The organism is Nonomuraea angiospora, from assembly GCF_014873145.1.
GTDB classification, from domain to species: domain Bacteria; phylum Actinomycetota; class Actinomycetes; order Streptosporangiales; family Streptosporangiaceae; genus Nonomuraea; species Nonomuraea angiospora.
Window position 1 is genome coordinate 10688180 of sequence record NZ_JADBEK010000001.1, and the last position, 16819, is coordinate 10704998.

Consider the following 16819-nt stretch of genomic DNA (forward strand, 5'->3'; position numbering starts at 1 on the left):
GTGTCGCCCGGCGGGCCGGATTCCTTAATCTCGGTCCCGTGGACATCCCGACTCTTCTCCAGCATTTCAGGACGCACGACGCCCCTTTGGTTCTGTCCAGGGGCGGCGATCTGGCCTGGGACGACGCGGAGCTCCACCGCACTGCCCGGCTGAGCGACCCCGAGGGATACGCGCTGCTGGCGCTGGTGCTCGGTGCGCTCCCCTGGCAGCGGGCCCGCGTGCTGCTGTGCACGCTGGCCGCCTCGCAGGACGGCCTGGACGAGCGCACTCGCGCGATTCTGGCCAAGGTCACGAGGGCGCTCATGTTCGGCCTGCCGCCGGCGTACGCCGTCACCGCGCTCCTGGCGCTGCGGCGGCTGCGCGTCAACCACAAGCACGCCACGCGGGCCGTCGTCGCGTTCGTCCTGGAGCACCCGGAGGCCGACGCGCTCATCGAGGCCCGCCGGCCGGCGCTGGTCGACTGTTTCGAGCATGCGCTCGGCAAGGCGACCGCGCGCGGGTGCGCCCGCCTGATCGCGGAGGGTGACACCGGCTCCGGCCGGCTGCGCAGGAGCCTGCTGCGCTTCACCTCCGACCCGGCCGCGGCGATCGGGCGGGTTCGGGCGCTCTACGCGCCCGGCACGTACGGCGCGGTGGCCCCGCAGGAGCCGCCGGCGCCGCTCGACCAGGTCGGGGAGCGCCCGCCCATCGTCACGCCGACCAACCGGGGCGACATCGCCGCGACGCTGGTGCATCTCTACCGGGGCGGACCGGCCGCCGAGCTGCGTCCCGCGCTGGCGGGGTACGTGGCGGAGGCGACGCGCGGGCTGCCGCGCCTGGCCGGCCACGTGGCCGTGGTGCTCGACACGTCGGGGTCGATGCGGGGGTACGGCGACCGGGAGTGGGCGGTCATGTCGCAGGCGGCGGCGCTGAGGCTGGTCCTGGCCGAGGTTTGCGAGCGTCTCACTGTGATCGAGACGGGTGGGGTTTGCGAGCGTCTCACGGTGGCCGAGGCAGGCGGGGTTTGTGAGCGCCTCGCGGTGTTCGAGGTCGCCGCAACAGCGGTCGAGGTCGCCGATGCAGCGGTTGAGGCGGCCGAAGAGGTGGTCGAGACTGCCGAAGGTGCGACCGATCTGGCGACCCGGCTGCTTGACGCCCTGGACGCCCGGCCCGACCTGGTGGTGATCGTGACCGACGGCTACGAGAACGTCCTGCCGGGCGACCTGGCCAGGGTCGTGGCCACGCTGCCCCGCGCGGGCGTCACCACTCCGGTGGTGCTCTGCCAGGCCACGTTCACCGCGGGCGACGACCTGACCCTGCGCGACCCGGCGCCGCGGCTGCCGCGCCGGCCGTTCTGGCATCAGGACGACTTCGCCGGGCTCCTGCCGTGGCTGTTCGGCCACTGCGCGCCCGGCCGTGACTGGATCCGTACGGCCATGCTGAGCCGGCTCGAAGGCCGGCTCGAAGGCCGGCTCGAAGGCCGACTCGAAGGCCAACTCGAAGGCCAACTCGAAGGCGGGCTCGAAGGCGGGCTCGAAGGCGGGCTCGAAGGCGGGCTCGAAGGCCGACTGGAAGGACGACTGGAAGGAGGACGCATATGACCGCCCTCGAGACGCTCCTGCCCGCGCCGCTCGACCTGCGCGGCTACCGCGCGGGCGCGCCACAGCGGGCCGGGGCGCTGACCATGGTGCCGATCTGGGGTCCGGAGCGGCCGGGCATCGTGCCGCCCCGCTCCGGGCTGAAGCTCGAGCGGGTCGTCGGGTACGGCCAGGTCGAGCTGCTCAACGGCGCCCGCGAGGGCGTGGCGATCGTGCCGCTGCACATCGGCTACATCCAGGACGCCGCCCAGAACCACGCCCTGTGCTCCGCGGCGCTGATGGGCGCCGGGCAGACGAGGCGGTTCGACGACGCCTGCTGCGTCCAGGCCGGCCAGGGCGGCTACCTGGAGGGCCGCGACCAGTGGTTCTTCGTGCTGCCGGTCGAGCTGCGGGCCAAGGCGCTGGAGCTGCGCGGGCACCACGACTACGCCAAGCTGTGGCCGGACATCTCCAAGCTCAACGCCGCCTGCGGGCTGCCGTCTCGCGGGCACCTGGAGCAGATCCTGTCGCGCAAGCGGGCGACGCTGACCCAGTTCCAGAGCCGGCTGGAACTGCTGCCGGGCCAGCTCGGCGCGCTGTTCTTCGTGGGCGACAGGTTCGCGGGGCTGGAGCTGGCGCCCGATCCGGTGTATTTCGCCGAGGTGTGGATGGCGCTGGTCTGCTTCGCGTACGGGGTCGCCGCCTGGCGGGCCGAGCCCGAGCGGCCCCCGGCGGCGCCGTACGACGCCGGCAGCCTGGCCGAGCTGCGCGCGGAGCTGGCGCGCGACCGGGCCGCGCGCCAGGCCGAGGTGGCCTCCTGGCTGCCCGCGCCCGCCGGTGACGTGCGCCTGGTCGAGGAGGAGCGCTACCTCGACCTGCGGCTGTCCACCGTGACCGGCGACGGGCTGGCCGGGCAGGTGGTCGTCGAGCACGGGCGGCCGGTGTACGCGTCGCTGTTCGCGAGCCGGTAAAAGCCGGTTGCGGCGGGTCCACGGCGACAGCCGGTAAATCCGGTTGCGGCGGGTCCACGGCGACAGCCGGTAAATCCGGTTGCGGCGGGTCCACGGCGACAGCCGGTAAATCCGGTTGCGGCGGGTCCAGGACGACAGGTTGAATGATCAGTGCGGGAACTGCGCCGGGCGCGGCGGGCTCAACCCCTCATGCCATGTAAGGGCGTCGTTTCGAGAACGGCTCTATGGTCCGTCGAGGCGCCGGCCACCGGTCCCGCACTGAGATCTTGCCAGCCCTCTGACTGGGTGTTACCTCTTGCGGGATGCGTGCAATCAGCGCATCCCTGAGACGCAGGAGGGAAATACGTGTCCTGGTTACGCAGCGCACTCGTCGCCGTCGCGCTCGCCGCGTCGGCCCTACCCCTCGCAGGGCCCGCCCGGGGCGAACCCGGCGGGCAGGCCCCCATCCATGACTTCCAGGCCGAACAGCACAGCAAGCCGGACGTGGACAACCGGCAGGGCCGGGTCGCCCCGCCCGCCGGACTGAACGCCCGCAGCGCCGGGGCGGCGGCCGACATCCGCTGGAACGCTCTCGGCACCCCCGCGGCCGTCACCAGCGCCGAACCGCTGGCCGAAGGACTCGGGTCCGATCCCGAGCAGGCCGCCCGCACGTACCTCAAGGACAACCCCGCCGTCTTCGGCCTGTCCGCGCAGGCGGTGGACGCGCTGGAGCGGGTCGCGGTCAACCCGATCGGCGCGGGTCACGCCGTACTGCTGCGCCAGCGCTTCGGTAACCTGCCGGCCGGCGTGGACGGCCTCGTCGCGGTCGGCGTGGTGAACGGCCAGATCAGGCACGTCACCTCCTCGCTGTCCCGCGAGATGGAGGCGCCGCCGGCCGCGACGATCACCGCGCAGCAGGCGCTGGAGATCGCGGCCAGGGACGGCGGCATCGACCTGGCCACGGCGACCACCAAGCAGGCCACCCCGGTGGCGGTGCCCGCTCCCGACGGGGTGCACAGCGCGTACCAGGTGGTCCTGATCGGCGGCTCGCAGGGCGAGGCCGCCGGATACACGACGCACGTGGACGCGGTCAGCGGCGCCATCCTCGTACGCGAGAACCTGGTCGACCACTTCGACCCCGAGAACCCCCGCTGGAAGGCCTTCCCGGCGAACCCGCGCGACGACTACTCCTCCCGCGACACCCGCCAGACCTGGTGCTTCGCGGCCGGCCCCGGCTGCGACTACGTGACCGGCGGCGACCCGGCGACCGGCAAGGCGTGGGACGTCGACCACACCACGGACGCCTCGACGAACACCAGCGCCGGCAACTCGACCAAGACGACCGAGAACCGGGCGAACGGCGACGCGTTCAGCGTCGGGACCCGCACCAACGCGCTCACCCCGAGCAGGAACTACCTCTTCCCGTGGAAGAACACCTGGCACGAGTCCAAGTGCGACCCGGCGGTGTTCGACCAGGACGGTGAGGCCGACCTGGAAGCCGCCATCGCCAACCTGAACGCGATGCACAACAGGATGCACGACTGGTCGTATCGGCTCGGCTTCACCGAGACGGCCTGGAACATGCAGGTGGACAACGGCGCTCGCGGCGGCCTCGGCGGCGACCCCGAGCAGGGGAACGCGCAGGCGGGCGCGCGGGTGCTGTCCGTGCGCGACAACGCCAACCAGATCACCGGCCCTGACGGGATCGCGCCGATCACGAACATGTACCTGTGGCAGCCGATCGCCGGCTCGTTCTACTCGCCCTGCGTGGACGGCGACTACGACATGTCGGTCATCGGCCATGAATACACGCACGCGATCTCCGGCCGCATGATCGGCGGCCCGAACGCCGGCTGGAGCGGAGCCCAGGCCGGGGCCATGAACGAGAGCACCTCCGACCTGTTCGCGATGGAGCACCTCTTCGAGTACGGTTTCCGCCCGTCGGGCCTGACCCCGTACGTGACCGGCGGCTACGTGACCGGGGACAAGGAACGCGGCATCAGGAACTACGACATGTCCAAGTCGCCGCTGAACTACAGCGACGTCGCGTACGACATCGTCGGCCAGCAGGTGCACGCGGACGGCGAGATCTGGTCGGCCACCCAGTTCGACGTGCGCGCGGCGTTCGTCAAGCGGTACGGCGACGGCACGGCCAGGCAGCAACGGGCCTGCGCGGACGGGCAGACGCCGGTCGAGCGGTGCCCGGGCAACCGGCGCTGGGCGCAGCTGTCGTTCGACGCCCTGCTGCTGATGGCCTCGGGCGCGGTCAGCTACGTCGACCACCGCGACGCGCTGCTGGCGGCCGACGCGATGCGGTTCGGAGGCAAGAACCAGGACATCATGTGGCGCGCGTTCGCCGAGCACGGCCTGGGCAAGGGCGCGGCCAGCAACGGCCCGAACGACGCCGACCCGACGCCCAGCTTCGTCAACCCCGCGGGCAAGAACGGCTCGCTGCAGCTCAAGCCGCTGGGTGAGGCGAAGGGCGCGGCGCTGCGGCTGTACGTGGGCGACTACGAGGGCCGCGCGGTCCCGGTGGCCGACACCGACCCGGCGACGCCGCTGGGCGACACGGTGGAGATGACGCCCGGCGTGTACTCGTTCATCGTGGCGGGCGACGGGTTCGGGCACACGCGGCTGAAGTTCGTGGTGGTGGGCGGCGTGCAGTTGCCGCTCCCGCTGCCGCTGACCCGCAACCTCGCCTCGGCGGCGGGCGGCGCGACGGCCACGGGCGACGGCGTCAACCAGGCCAAGCTGATCGACGAGACCGAGGCCACGAACTGGGCCTCGCTCACCGGCGCGCCCGCCGGCAAGTCGGTCGTCGTGGACCTGGCGGGCGACGCGCCGGTCAAGGTCCGCCGCGTGCAGGTGAGCGCGATGCTGCGGCCCAACGTCAACGACGCGGCCGACCCGGGCGGGCAGAACCGCTTCTCCAGCGTGCGCTCGTTCGAGGTGCTGGCCTGCAGTTCGGGCTGCACCGACCCGGCGAACTTCACGAAGATCTACACCAGCCCCTCGGACGCCTTCAAGTCGGGGCTGCCGCGTCCCCGGGGCGCCGACATGATCTTCAAGTCGTTCGACGTGCGGGCCACCAGCGCCACGCATCTGATGTTCCGGGTGCTCAGCACGCAGTGCACCGGCAATCCGCTGTACGCCGGTGAGCAGGACCAGGACCCGAACTCCGCGACGGACTGCGCCACGGCCAGCCCGCAGCGGGAGCAGGTGCGGGCGGCCGAGTTCCAGGCGTTCTCGCACTGAGGTCGTGATTCCGTACGGCCCGCGTCCTCGGGGCGCGGGCCGTTTCGCGTGCTTGCTCTCCACTAGTTCGAGGTCGTACTATTCGCTGCAGAGTTAGTTAGGTGTCGAATTATCTGAGGGAGAAGTATGCGTACCCTGATCCGTGGCGTCCGGGTCTTCGACGGCGAGCGGACCGTCCCGGCGGCCGATGTGGTGATCGACGGCGACCGCATCGGCGCGGTCGCCGGCCCGGCGGACGTCGCGAGCGGCGGCGACCGTACCGGCGCGGTCGGCGGCCCGGCGGACCTCGCAAGCGGCGGCGGCGTGGATGCCGTGATCGATGGCGCGGGGAAGACCCTGCTGCCGGGCCTGATCGACGCGCACACGCACGCCTTCGACGGCGACCTGGCCGAGGCGCTGACGTTCGGCGTCACCACCGAGCTCGACATGAACAACCTGCCGCCGCTCCTCGCCGCCCAGCGCCGGCAGGCCGCCGAACGCGACGACGTGGCCGACATCCGCAGCTCCAGCATGATCGCCACCGCCCCGAACGGGCACCCGACCCAGATCATGACCCCGGACGTGCTCAAGGCCCTCGGCACGGACCGCACCCTCGACACGGTGGCCGACTCGGGCGAGGCCAAGGCGTTCGTGGAGGCGCGGCTGGCCGAGGGCGTCGACTACCTCAAGATCGCCATCGACGACGGCGGTTCGTCCGGGATGCGGCTGCCCGCCCTCGGCCCCGAGCTCGCCGCCGTCCTGGTCGAGGCCGGGCACGCCGCCGGCCTGCGCGTCATCGCGCACACGGTCACCGCCAGGGAGGCGCTCATCGCCATGGACGCGGGCGCCGACGGGCTGGCGCACCTGTACTCCGACGTGAACGAGGAGCGGGCCGAGGAGATGGCGGCCAGGATCGCCGCGTACGACGCGTTCGTGATCAGCACGATCACCTACATCGAGGCCGTCACCGGCGACCCGAACGGCCAGGAGCTGCTGCGGGACCCGCGGATCGCCGCGCGCATGTCGGACCGCTCGAAGGCCACGTTCGGCCGGGAATGGGCGGACATCCCCATGCACTCCCAGGGCGTCATGAACGCCTCGCACGCGGCCGCGGCTCTGCGACGCGCGGGCGTGCCGGTGCTGGCGGGCACGGACTGCACCCCGTTCGGGCCGGTGCACGGGGCGGGCCTGCACCACGAGCTGCTCCTGCTGACGGAGGCGGGCTGGACGGCGGAGCAGGCGCTCGCGGCGGCCACCGGCACCACGGCCCGCCTCTTCGGCCTGACGGACCGGGGCCGCATCGCCCCTGGCCTGCGAGCCGACCTGCTGCTCGTGAACGGCGACCCGACCACGGACATCACGGCGACCCGGGCCGTCGAGGAGGTGTGGCGAGGCGGCGTACGACGTAGGTGGGCCGGCTGACCGAGGTGTCACAGATCCGGCTGCCGCCCTGTCCTACGGACGGACCGGACGCTGCGCAGCGACAGGAGCGAGACCTTGCCACCAACCGGCACCACCATCCGCATTCGGGTCCGGATGAGCGCCCGCCCCATCGACGAGCCGCACCGAGCTTCGAGCCAGCTCGAGCTGCTGTTCGACCTCACCTTCGTGGTCGCGGTCGCCGCCGTCACCGCCCGGCTCGCGCACGACCTCGCCGACGGTCACGGTCTCGCCGCGCTGGTCCCGTTCCTGCAGGTGTTCTTCGCGATCTGGTGGGCGTGGATGAACTTCACCTGGTTCGCCTCCTCCTACGACACCGACGATGTCGCCTACCGGCTGCTGACGATGGTGCAGATGGCCGGCGTGCTGACCCTCGCTGCCGGCGTGCCGGCCGCGTTCGGTCACTCGGACTACGGGATCATCACCCTCGGCTACGTCATCATGAGGATCGGGCTCGTCGCCCAATGGCTGCGAGCCGGTCTCGAAGACCCGGCCGGCCGGCGCACCGCACTGCGCTACGCCGCCGGCATCGGTCTCGTGACGGCGGGCTGGGTGCTGCGCTACCTGCTCGCGGAGCTGGGTCTGCTGCCCTCCCTCGTCGGACTGCTGGTCCTCCTCTGCCTGGACGTACTGGAACTCGCGGTGCCGCGGTGGGCGGAACGGGCCAGGCCCACCACCTGGCACCCGCACCACATCGCCGAGCGCTACGGCCTGTTCACGATCATTCTGCTCGGCGAGAGCGTGCTGGCCGCGAGCAGGGGAGTGGAGGGAGCGCTCGAAGCAGGCGAGATCAGGGCAACCTTCGTCGTCATCGCCGGTTGCGGGCTCGTCCTGCTGTTCGCTCTCTGGTGGCTGTACTTCCTCGTCGAGGCGGGGGAGGGGCTCAGCGGTCGCCGGCACCGCTCGTACCTGTGGGGGTACGGCCACTACGGCATCTTCGCGGCGCTGGCGGCCCTCGGCGCCGGGCTGGAGGTGGCGGTGGAGCAGAGCGGGCACGCGGTCGCGGCGTCGCCGCAGGCACTCGGCTACGCGGTCGCCATCCCGGTCGGCGTGTATCTCGCTCTGCTGTGGGCGGCGCACGCGCTGGTCGCCGCCGAGCCCGTCATCCATCCCGCCGCGGTGCTGGGCTGTGTCGCCGCCGCCGCCTCGCTGCTGCCGCTCGCGGCGCCCTGGATCGGCGTGGCCGCCGTGGTCGCGGCGATCACGGTCACCTGCGTGCTGCTGGTCGCCGTCACGATCACGACCGCGGCCGCCGGGACGCGGCCTCAGAGCTCGCGGCTGTCCGCCTCCGGCGAGTCGTGACCTTCCGCGGTGACGGGCGCCGCGGTGAGCTCGGCGGGGTTCGCGAACGCCCTCACGTACGTCGCCACCCGCCCCGCGCCCGCCATGGGGAAGAGGGAGGCCCGCCGCCCGCTCGGCGCGACTGATGCCCTCCAGCGGCACAGGGCCCGCCCTTCGAGAACCGGCGACGGTGGATCGTCGTCTTCGAGACCTCGTCCGCCTCACTCTATTGCGCTACCCTTGGTATCGATACTTGAGGTAGCGAAACTAGTGAGCTGAGGAGGACGCATGAGCGAGGTCACCGCAACGGAGCGGCCGCCGCTGGGCATCCGGTTGATGCACGCCCTGGGAAAGGAGCCTGACTGGTTGGCGATGACGGCCGAGGAGCTGGCCGTCATACGCGAAACGGTGAACCGCAAGCGGTCGTCCCGGTTGGCGCGGCTGATCACCGGGTTTCCGGACCGCGGCGCCACGATCCGGTGGCAGGAGGTGGCGCTGCCCGATCGCCGACTCCAGGTCCGGGTGTACCGGCCCTTGGTCGGGCAGGCCGGCTTGCCTCTGGTGCTCCACGTGCACGGAGGCGGGTTCGTGGGCACGGCGGTGCAGAGCGACTGGGCCAACAGCCACCTCGCCGCGCGGCTGCCCGCGGTCGTCGTCTCGGTCGAGCACCGCCTTCTCGACCAGGAGACCCCGTTGTCGGCGGCCGTGGACGACGGCTGGGACGTGCTCCGGCACGTGGTGCGGCACGCCGTGGAGTGGGGAGTCGACCCGGCACGGGTCGCCGTCTTCGGCGAGAGCACCGGCTCGCTGGTCACGGCCCTGGCCGCGATCCGGGCCAGGGAGTCCGGCCTGCCCCTGCGGGCGCAGGTGCTGGTCAACGCCGCTGTCGACCTGACCTCGACGGGGTTCGACCACGCCTCGATGAACCGGCATGCCGACAGCCCCACCCTCACGCTGACGCAGATGCGGCTGTTCCAGCGGCTCGCCGTTCCGCCGGGAACGGATCCCCGTACGGTGTCGCCGCTGCACGCCGACGACCTGGGCGGGCTGGCCCCGGCACTGGTCGTGGTGCCGACCATCGACCCGGTGGCCGACCATGGCCGCTGTTACGCCGAACGACTGCGGGCGGCCGGGACGCCCGCGCGGCTCACCGAATATCCCGGGGCGACGCACGCGTTCCTCAGCATGCCGGGCGTGGTGCCGCAGGCGAAGGCCGCGCGGGCGGAGATCGTCGAATATCTCCAGGAAGCCCTCGCCGGGTGAAGGCCCGGCGTGCGGGGCGCCGGGCCTGGGATCGCCGTACGGAGGTGGGTCAGGAGGGGAAGCGGATCAGTAGATGCGGTACTTGCGGCCGCAGTTGTCGAACTTGCCGGCCCAGCAGGTGAACGTGTAGACCTTCTTGATCCCCCTGCCGCTCCAGTTCCCGACCACCTTGCCGTCGAACGAGTGGTTGAACTTGTGCCAGCCGCCGTTCTTGTAGTACTCGAACCACACCCAGCCCTTCTTCCCGCCGACCTTGTCCACCCCGTACCACTTGGTGTGGACCACGCCGCCGCTCTTCCACGTCTTGCCGAACGTGTAGGCCTTGCGGTCACTGGAGAAGAACTTCCCCCAGCTCGTCCCGGTCCAAGTGGTGGTGCTGGTGGCGGTGGCGGCCTGGGCGGCGGCCGGGCTCAGGGCCAGGCCGGTGACGGCCATCGAACCGGCCAGAGCCGCGATCGCGAGAGTCTTACGCATTGGGTTCCTCCCCGTTTGTCGTGCGCCGGTTGACCCGGCAGCAGGGACATTACGGAGATCCCGGGCGATCAACTGTGGACAAATCCGCACTACGAGAGTGATCGGCAGCACATTGTTCAGGCGATCACTTGATGGCGGCGGGAGGCACGTCCAGCGGGAGCGGGACGAACGGCGGCCGGGAGGTCTTGGCCTGCGCGGTCGTGTTCCCGCACAGGGCCAGGAGCACGTGCCCGCCGATCGCGTAGTCGATCGGGCTCAGCACGATCTGGCCGTTCTCGTCGACCTGCTGGTACTTCGCGCGGTTCACCCCGTACGACAGCTGGCGGTTGCCGTCCGGGCTGGAGTACGACTCCGTGCTCATCCCGAACACGCCCCCGCTGTGCCCCCAGAAGCGGCCGCACGGCGCGTCGACCGAGTAGATGCCGAGGCCGTAGTCGATCGGGGTTCCGCCGGCCAGCACCGGCACCGTCTTCTGCATCTCGGCGACCTGCGCGGCGCCGACCAGCTCGCCGCGCAGCAGCGCGCGGTAGAAACGGTTGAGGTCGTCCATCGTGGACACGAGCGCGCCTGCCGTCCCGCCCCACGACATGTTGTAGACGCTGTAGTCGCGCGGCGGGTCGATCAGGCCGTACATCGACTCGTACGCCTTGGAGTGCGGCCCCGGGATGACCGGGGTGCGCGGGAACGACGTGTGCCGCAGGCCCGCCTTGCGGATGACGTTGCGGGTGACGTACCGCTCGGCGTCCGTGCCCGTCACCTTCTCCAGGAGCAGGCCGGCCAGGATGTAGTTGGTGTTCGAGTACGACCCGGGGGTCGCCCCGGGCTCGCCGGTCGGGGTGGCGGCCAGGCCCAGCCCGACCAGTTCCTTCGGGGTGAACGTGCGGAAGCGGTTGTCGTCCAGGCTCTTGGCCGAGCCCTCCAGCAGCGACGGGAACGCCGGGGCGACGTAGTCGCCGATGTGGCTGGTGTGGTTGAGCAGCATCCGTACGGTGATCCGCTGACCGCGGTCGCCGGGGACGAGGTCGGGGAGGTAGCGGCCGATCGGGGCGTCCAGGTCGACGGCGCCGCGCGCCACCTGCTGGAGGATGGCCACCGAGACGAACGTCTTGGTGATGCTGCCCACCCGGTGCACCATGTCGGGCCGTACGGGGCGGCGCGTGTCGACATCGGCCACGCCGGACGCGCCCTGCCAGGTCTGACCCTGGTCGCGAACCTGCGAGTAGATGCCGTACATGCCCGCCTCGTGGACGGCGTCCAGGGACTTCCGGAGCGCCTGCCGGTCCAGCCCGCCGTCCTGGCTCGTCCCGGTGGAGCTCGCCGTCTGCGCGGCGGCCGGTGCGGTGAGGGTCGCCGCGGCGAGCACGGCCCCCATCCCGGTCGCGAGGGCCAGCCGTCTGGCACGGCCCACGGTCGATAGCAGTGTCCTGAATCGGAGGGATGTCATGGTCGTCAGCATGATCGAGCGGGGCTCGCGAGGTTAGTCCGCTGTGTCACCAGGTCCCCATGACACGGGTCATCCCGAACGCATGACACGCTCGGCCTCACGGACGATGTGCCTGGCGGGTGAGCGGGCCCGCCGATCCGGTACGGGTACTCTTCTGAACCGGTCTGTTCACCGTCGGAAAGGACACCGCGGATGCCCTATGCGGCGAGGCCCACGGTCACGCTGCACGACGTGGCCGCGGCGGCGGCCCTGCGGTACACGGTGGACGCCTCGGCCAGGGCGCTGCGCCGGGCGAGCGACTCCATCGCGCTCGTCGCCGACGACCTCACGACGCCGTCCATGGCCGTGGTCGTGGCCGCGATGGAACGCGAAGCCCGCCCGGCCGGCGCGCGCAGGGCAAGTCGCCCGGCGCGTACTTCAAGTCCTCAAGAAGATCCGCGCGGCCATCACCCCCAAGCTCACCGAAACGGATAAAGCCGCTGCTGAGTACCTGGACGCTGCCAAAGTCGGGCAAGCCCCTAGAGTGACCCCGAACGGCGCCGGCGATCTCGAAGCCATCATCAAACGGCACCCGGAAGAGGTGCTGTTCGACCGGGAGACGCCGGAGCAAGCGGCCAAGTCGTTCATCACGGAACCGCAGGCCGAGATCGACGGCGCCTGACCTACCCCCATATAGGAGCGACATCTTGAGTCAACGGAACTACCGGGCCGCGATCGTCGGGACCGGCGCGATCGCCCACGCGCACGCGCAGGCCCTGCTCGGTTCGGGGCGGGCCGAGCTCGTGGCGGTGGCGGACGTGGACGCCGGGCGGGCGGGGGAGTTCGCCGGGAAGTACGGCGGGCCGAGCACCCACGCGAGCCTGGACGACCTGCTGCGGGAGGAGCAGGTGGACCTCGTCCACCTGTGCACGCCGCCCCAGCTGCACGCCCCGCTGGCCATCGTGTGCCTGGAGGCCGGGGTCACGGCGCTGGTGGAGAAGCCGCCGACGCTCTCGCTCGCGGAGTTCGACGCGGTGATCGAGGCGGAGCGGCGCTCGTCGGCGCACGTCGCGACCGTCCTGCAGCACCGCTTCGGGGCGGGCGCGCTGCGGCTGCGCCGCCTGCAGGAGGCCGGCGAGCTGGGCCGACCGCTGCTGGCCACCTGCAACACCCAGTGGTACCGCGACGAGGCGTACTACGCGGTGCCCTGGCGCGGCACGTGGGAGTCGGAGGGCGGCGGCCCGACGATGGGGCACGGCATCCACCAGTTCGACCTGCTGTTCTCGGTGCTCGGCCCGTGGCGCGAGGTCACGGCCATGGCCGCCCGCCAGGCGCGCCCGGTGGACACCGAGGACGTGTCGCTGGCGCTGGTGACGTTCGAGAACGGCGCCGTGGCCACCATCGTCAACTCCGTCGTGTCCCCGAGACAGACCTCGCAGCTCCGCTTCGACTACGAGCGCGCCACCGTCGAGGTGGAGCACCTGTACGGCTACACCGACGACGACTGGACCGTGACCCCGGCGCCCGGCCAGGAGGGCGTGTCGGAGCTGTGGGCGCAAGGCCGCACGACCGCGCCGAGCGGCCACGACGGCTGGCTCGCCGCCGTCTTCGACGCGCTCGACAGGGGCGAGGCGCCTCCGGTCACCGCCGAGGACACCCGCCGGACGATGGAGTTCATCGCCGCGCTGTACGCCTCCGCCTTCACCGGCGAACGCGTACAGGCCGGACAGATCACTGCTGACAGCCCGTTCGCCCGGCGCATGGACGGCACGGGCGCCCCCTGGGAAAAGGTGAGGAACTCGTGACCCTGCAGCCACCCACGCGCTCGGCCGGTCGGTGACCGTCGCGGGCCGGTGGCGTCGAGCTGCGCACGTCCCGCGACCGCCACGAGGGCTTCCGCGCGGGGCCGGGCCCCGGCGTGCCCGAGCCGCTCGGCGCTGGACGTCGTGCCCGCCCTCACCTCCGTGGCGGTGCCGCTGCGGGAGGCGGGCCTGAGCGCGATGTGGCTCGCGCTGTCGGACGACGAGGGTGGGGACGACGTGCGGCTCCCGGCCCGCGTCGTCCTGCGCGAGAGTACGCCCGGGACCACTTTCCTACGAGGAAAGTAGATGGTACTTTCCTTTTAGGAAAGTCGTCGACCACGGGGGTGGCACATGAATCCGCAGGATGCCCAGGCTTCGCTTGACCAGATCCGCGCCTTCCAGGACAGGACCCGGGAGGAGATGGTCCGCAAGATCTTCCCCTGGCCTTTTGTGATCATCTCGGCGCTCGGGCTCTTCGCCGTGTTCGCGTCGATCGATCTCGGGCAGCCTTGGGACTCCGTCGCTCGGGGGCTCGGGCTCGCGGTGTTCATGGGCTCGGGGTTGCTGTACTCGTTCCGGATCTCCGTCCACCCGAAGCCCACGGCTCCGATGATCGGGGTCTTCATCGGAATGACGCCCATTCTCCTGGTGGCCTTCGTCATCGGCCGGATCGCCGGCTTCCTCTTGTTCGGTGTGCCGGCGGAGGGACTGCTGTCGCAGGCCACGGTCGGCGCCGCTCTGTCGGCCGCGGTCTACATCGCCATCATGCCCGTGGTCCGCAGGATCATCACGTCGATTGCGCTGCAGGCTCATGGACCCGCAGTTCGATGAGTTCCTGCACGTGCCCGCGCGGCTGTCGGTGGTCGCGGTGCTGGCGCCGGCCGACTGGGTCGACTTCGGGTTCGTCAGGGACACGATCGGCACCAGCGACTCGGCGCTGTCCAAGCAGGTCTCCGCACTGGCCGGCGCCGGATACGTGGAGGTGCAGAAGGGGCAGGACAAGCGGGCGCGGCGCACGTACGTGCGGCTGACCCCGGCGGGGCGGCAGGCGTTCCAGCGGCACGCGGCGGCGCTGGAGCGGATCGTCGCGCTCTCCCGGATGCCCGCGCCGGACGGGGCGCCCCCGCCCGGGTGACCGCGCGAAAAGGGAGTGCGGTACGGCCGCTCCCCGGGGCACGATCATGCTCATGGGCTACGAGGAGCTGATCCGCGACGCGCTGGCCACGCCGTTCGAGGGGTGGGACTGGGCGGTCTTCCGCGGCCGGATGACCACGACCGGCGACCTGCCGTGGGACTACGAGCGGCTGGTGCGCGACCGGCTCCCGCACACGGCGTCCCTGCTCGACCTCGGCACCGGAGGGGGTGAGCTGCTGGCGTCCCTGGCGCCGCTCCCGCCGCGCACCGCCGCCACCGAGGGCCACCCGCCGAACCTCCCGGTCGCCCGCGACCGCCTGGAGCCGCTGGGCGTCGAGGTGGCCGAGTCGACCGGGCACTTCCCCGACGGCTCGTTCGAGCTGATCGTCGCCCGGCACGAGTCGTACGACCCGCACGAGGTCCGCCGCCTCCTGGCCGGGGGCGGCACGTTCGTCACCCAGCAGGTGGCCGGGCGCGACCTGGAAGAGCTCAACGCGGCGCTGGGCGGCCCGCCGCACGCGGACCGCGCCTGGGACCTCGCAACCGCGGCCGCCGCGCTCGACGCCGCCGGGCTCGAGGTCACCTGGAGCGCGCAAGCCGGACACCCCGTCGTGTTCCAGGACGTCGGGGCGCTCGTGCTCTACCTGCGGGTCGTCTCCTGGCAGGTCCCGGGCTTCGACGCCGGCGCGTACGAGGACCGCCTGCGCGCCCTGCACGACGACATGCCGCTCAAAGCGACCGCCCGCCGTTTCGCCCTGACGGCCCGGCACCGTTAACGGTCGAGCTGGGGCGGCGGCGACGAGGGGGCGAAGGGCACCGCGAGCCGGAGCCCCACGCTGGGCGCGAAGCCCAGCAGCGAGCTCTGCGCCATCGGCGGCAGGTTCTTGAACCACGCGGGCGACGGCACGCCCCACTGGCCCCGCGCCGGGTTGAACAGCCGCCCGACCGCCCCGTTGAACCCGCCCGCGATGCCGCTGAACAGCGCCACGTCCCCGAACGTGGCCCCCCACGACTTGCCCTCCACCCTGGCGTTCCAGAAGGCCGGCACACCGCCGGCGAGGGCGCCCATGGCCACGTTGTTGACCAGCGGGCGGCTGGCGGCGAGTCCGGTGAAGTACTTCGTCTGGCCGAGGGGCCCGGTGAGGCCCGCGACCGTGGAGGCGTTGGCGGTCTGGGCGAGGGAGAGGATGGAGATGTCGAGGGGGTTCTGGCCGAAGACGCCCCTGGCCACGCCGCCCGCCAGCAGGTTGCCGCCGAACGACCAGCCGTAGATCTGGCCGTACTTCCCCAGGGCGGCCAGGGCCGTCTGGCGGAAGCCGCCGCCGGCGTACATGCTGAGGCCGCGCACCAGGCCCGACCTGCCCATCATCGTCACGAACCCGCGCATGGCCGCCGCCGCGGCGGCGCGCACCGCGGCGAAGCGGCTCAGGATGCCGGTGGCCGTCGCCGCCCCCCGGGCGGCGGTCGCGGCGCTGGACGCCCACACCGCCAACGAGCTCACGCCCGCCGCCGCCAGCGACGCGACGACGCCCGCGGACACCGACGCGATCAGCGAGGTGATCAGCTGGTTGAGCGCCTCCCTGGTCTTCCTGGACGCCTCCACCGCCTGGTCGAGCACGTCGGCGGCGTCGCCGAGCCGCGCGGCGGCCGTGGCCCGGAACTCGGGGGCCAGGTAGTCGCGCCACTTCTGCCGGAACACGTCCGCGTCGCCGCCGATCCACCCCTGGAGCGAGCCGGGGATGGGGGAGAGCGCCGGCTCCAGACCCTCGACGCCGCCCTTGAGCCGGCGGCAGGCCGCGGCCATGGCCAGCAGGCGCTGCTCCTGCTCGTCGTCGCCGATCGAGGCGACGGCGTTCTTGAGCGTGTTGACGAGATCGACGACGGGGGCGAAGGGGCCGGACATCAGCCGCCCCCCAGCCGCTCCGCGCTCTCCCGCAGCCCGGTGGCGGTGTCGTCGAGCTTGGCCACCAGGTCCTTGGCGAAGCCGAGCAGCTCCTGGTGGAACTCCCGGTACGACTCCTCCAGCTCCTTGCCGCCGCGCTCCAGAAGGCCGAAGCAGCCGTCGGCCGGCGCGGCGTTCCGCTCGAAGTCGGGCAGCAACGGCTTCAGCGCGTCCCGGGCGTCCTCGCACCGCTTTCCCGCGGCCAGGAGCGCGCCCGGATCGATCCGGATCCCACCGCTCATGAAATGGCACCTTTCCCACGGATTAGCCGCTGAGAAATCTGCCATTAATCCATTAGTAAGAGCAATGAAACTCGGCAC

17 protein-coding genes are annotated in these 16819 nt (G+C 71.8%); 12 read left to right on the forward strand and 5 right to left on the reverse strand.

What is annotated here, in order from left to right; translation table 11 throughout:
• The first annotated feature begins 38 nt into the window (after positions 1-38).
• From H4W80_RS49255 to H4W80_RS49280, 6 genes are all read left to right on the forward strand, one after another.
• Entirely contained in the window at positions 39-1580 is a 1542-nt protein-coding gene (locus tag H4W80_RS49255; RefSeq protein ID WP_192791373.1) for a vWA domain-containing protein, read from the forward strand.
• Entirely contained in the window at positions 1577-2527 is a 951-nt protein-coding gene (locus tag H4W80_RS49260) for an ARPP-1 family domain-containing protein (protein WP_192791374.1), read from the forward strand. The genes H4W80_RS49255 and H4W80_RS49260 overlap by 4 nt, the downstream gene beginning before the upstream one ends.
• Positions 2528-2872: 345 nt before the next feature.
• The gene (locus H4W80_RS49265) at positions 2873-5761 is read left to right on the forward strand and encodes a M36 family metallopeptidase (protein WP_192791375.1); all 2889 of its coding nucleotides are present in this window, start codon (positions 2873-2875) and stop codon (positions 5759-5761) included.
• 126 nt (positions 5762-5887) lie between these two features.
• Positions 5888-7162 carry an amidohydrolase family protein gene (locus H4W80_RS49270; protein ID WP_192791376.1) on the forward strand — a complete coding sequence of 425 codons (1275 nt, stop codon included), beginning with the start codon at positions 5888-5890 and terminating at the stop codon, positions 7160-7162.
• 114 nt (positions 7163-7276) lie between these two features.
• Positions 7277-8482 (forward strand): low temperature requirement protein A, encoded by a 1206-nt coding sequence (locus H4W80_RS49275; RefSeq protein WP_192791377.1) that lies wholly within the window; start codon positions 7277-7279, stop codon positions 8480-8482.
• 267 nt (positions 8483-8749) lie between these two features.
• Entirely contained in the window at positions 8750-9724 is a 975-nt protein-coding gene (locus H4W80_RS49280; protein WP_192791378.1) for an alpha/beta hydrolase, read from the forward strand.
• Between the two features lie 66 nt (positions 9725-9790).
• Here H4W80_RS49280 and H4W80_RS49285 read toward each other — a convergent pair whose 3' ends face one another.
• The 3 genes from H4W80_RS49285 to H4W80_RS49295 form a co-directional block, all read right to left on the reverse strand.
• Positions 9791-10198 (reverse strand): hypothetical protein, encoded by a 408-nt coding sequence (locus H4W80_RS49285; RefSeq protein WP_192791379.1) that lies wholly within the window; start codon positions 10196-10198, stop codon positions 9791-9793.
• Positions 10199-10322: 124 nt separating this feature from the next.
• Positions 10323-11642, reverse strand: coding sequence for a serine hydrolase domain-containing protein (locus tag H4W80_RS49290; RefSeq protein WP_225964092.1), 1320 nt, complete (start codon positions 11640-11642; stop codon positions 10323-10325).
• Positions 11643-11839: 197 nt separating this feature from the next.
• Positions 11840-11983: a hypothetical protein gene (locus H4W80_RS49295; RefSeq protein WP_192791380.1), complete on the reverse strand. Its 144-nt coding sequence runs from the start codon at positions 11981-11983 to the stop codon at positions 11840-11842.
• A 182-nt stretch (positions 11984-12165) separates the two neighbouring features.
• Between H4W80_RS49295 and H4W80_RS49300 the strand changes: the two genes are divergently transcribed.
• From H4W80_RS49300 to H4W80_RS49325, 6 genes are all read left to right on the forward strand, one after another.
• Positions 12166-12303 (forward strand): hypothetical protein, encoded by a 138-nt coding sequence (locus H4W80_RS49300; RefSeq protein WP_192791381.1) that lies wholly within the window; start codon positions 12166-12168, stop codon positions 12301-12303.
• Between the two features lie 25 nt (positions 12304-12328).
• Entirely contained in the window at positions 12329-13426 is a 1098-nt protein-coding gene (locus tag H4W80_RS49305) for a Gfo/Idh/MocA family protein (protein WP_225964093.1), read from the forward strand.
• A gap of 141 nt (positions 13427-13567) precedes the next feature.
• Positions 13568-13729, forward strand: a complete 162-nt coding sequence (locus H4W80_RS49310) for a hypothetical protein (protein WP_192791382.1) — start codon at positions 13568-13570, stop codon at positions 13727-13729.
• A 114-nt stretch (positions 13730-13843) separates the two neighbouring features.
• Positions 13844-14254 carry a hypothetical protein gene (locus tag H4W80_RS49315; RefSeq protein WP_192791383.1) on the forward strand — a complete coding sequence of 137 codons (411 nt, stop codon included), beginning with the start codon at positions 13844-13846 and terminating at the stop codon, positions 14252-14254.
• Complete coding sequence (locus tag H4W80_RS49320) at positions 14235-14558, forward strand: winged helix-turn-helix domain-containing protein (RefSeq protein WP_192791384.1); 324 nt, start codon at positions 14235-14237, stop codon at positions 14556-14558. The genes H4W80_RS49315 and H4W80_RS49320 overlap by 20 nt, the downstream gene beginning before the upstream one ends.
• 52 nt (positions 14559-14610) lie before the next feature.
• Complete coding sequence (locus H4W80_RS49325) at positions 14611-15333, forward strand: class I SAM-dependent methyltransferase (protein ID WP_192791385.1); 723 nt, start codon at positions 14611-14613, stop codon at positions 15331-15333.
• Here the strand turns inward: H4W80_RS49325 and H4W80_RS49330 are convergent.
• Complete coding sequence (locus tag H4W80_RS49330) at positions 15330-16460, reverse strand: hypothetical protein (protein WP_192791386.1); 1131 nt, start codon at positions 16458-16460, stop codon at positions 15330-15332. The two genes, H4W80_RS49325 and H4W80_RS49330, sit on opposite strands and share 4 nt — an antisense overlap.
• The gene (locus H4W80_RS49335) at positions 16460-16741 is read right to left on the reverse strand and encodes a hypothetical protein (RefSeq protein WP_192791387.1); all 282 of its coding nucleotides are present in this window, start codon (positions 16739-16741) and stop codon (positions 16460-16462) included. Before H4W80_RS49335 ends, H4W80_RS49330 begins: the two co-directional genes overlap by 1 nt.
• Positions 16742-16819: the final 78 nt, after the last annotated feature.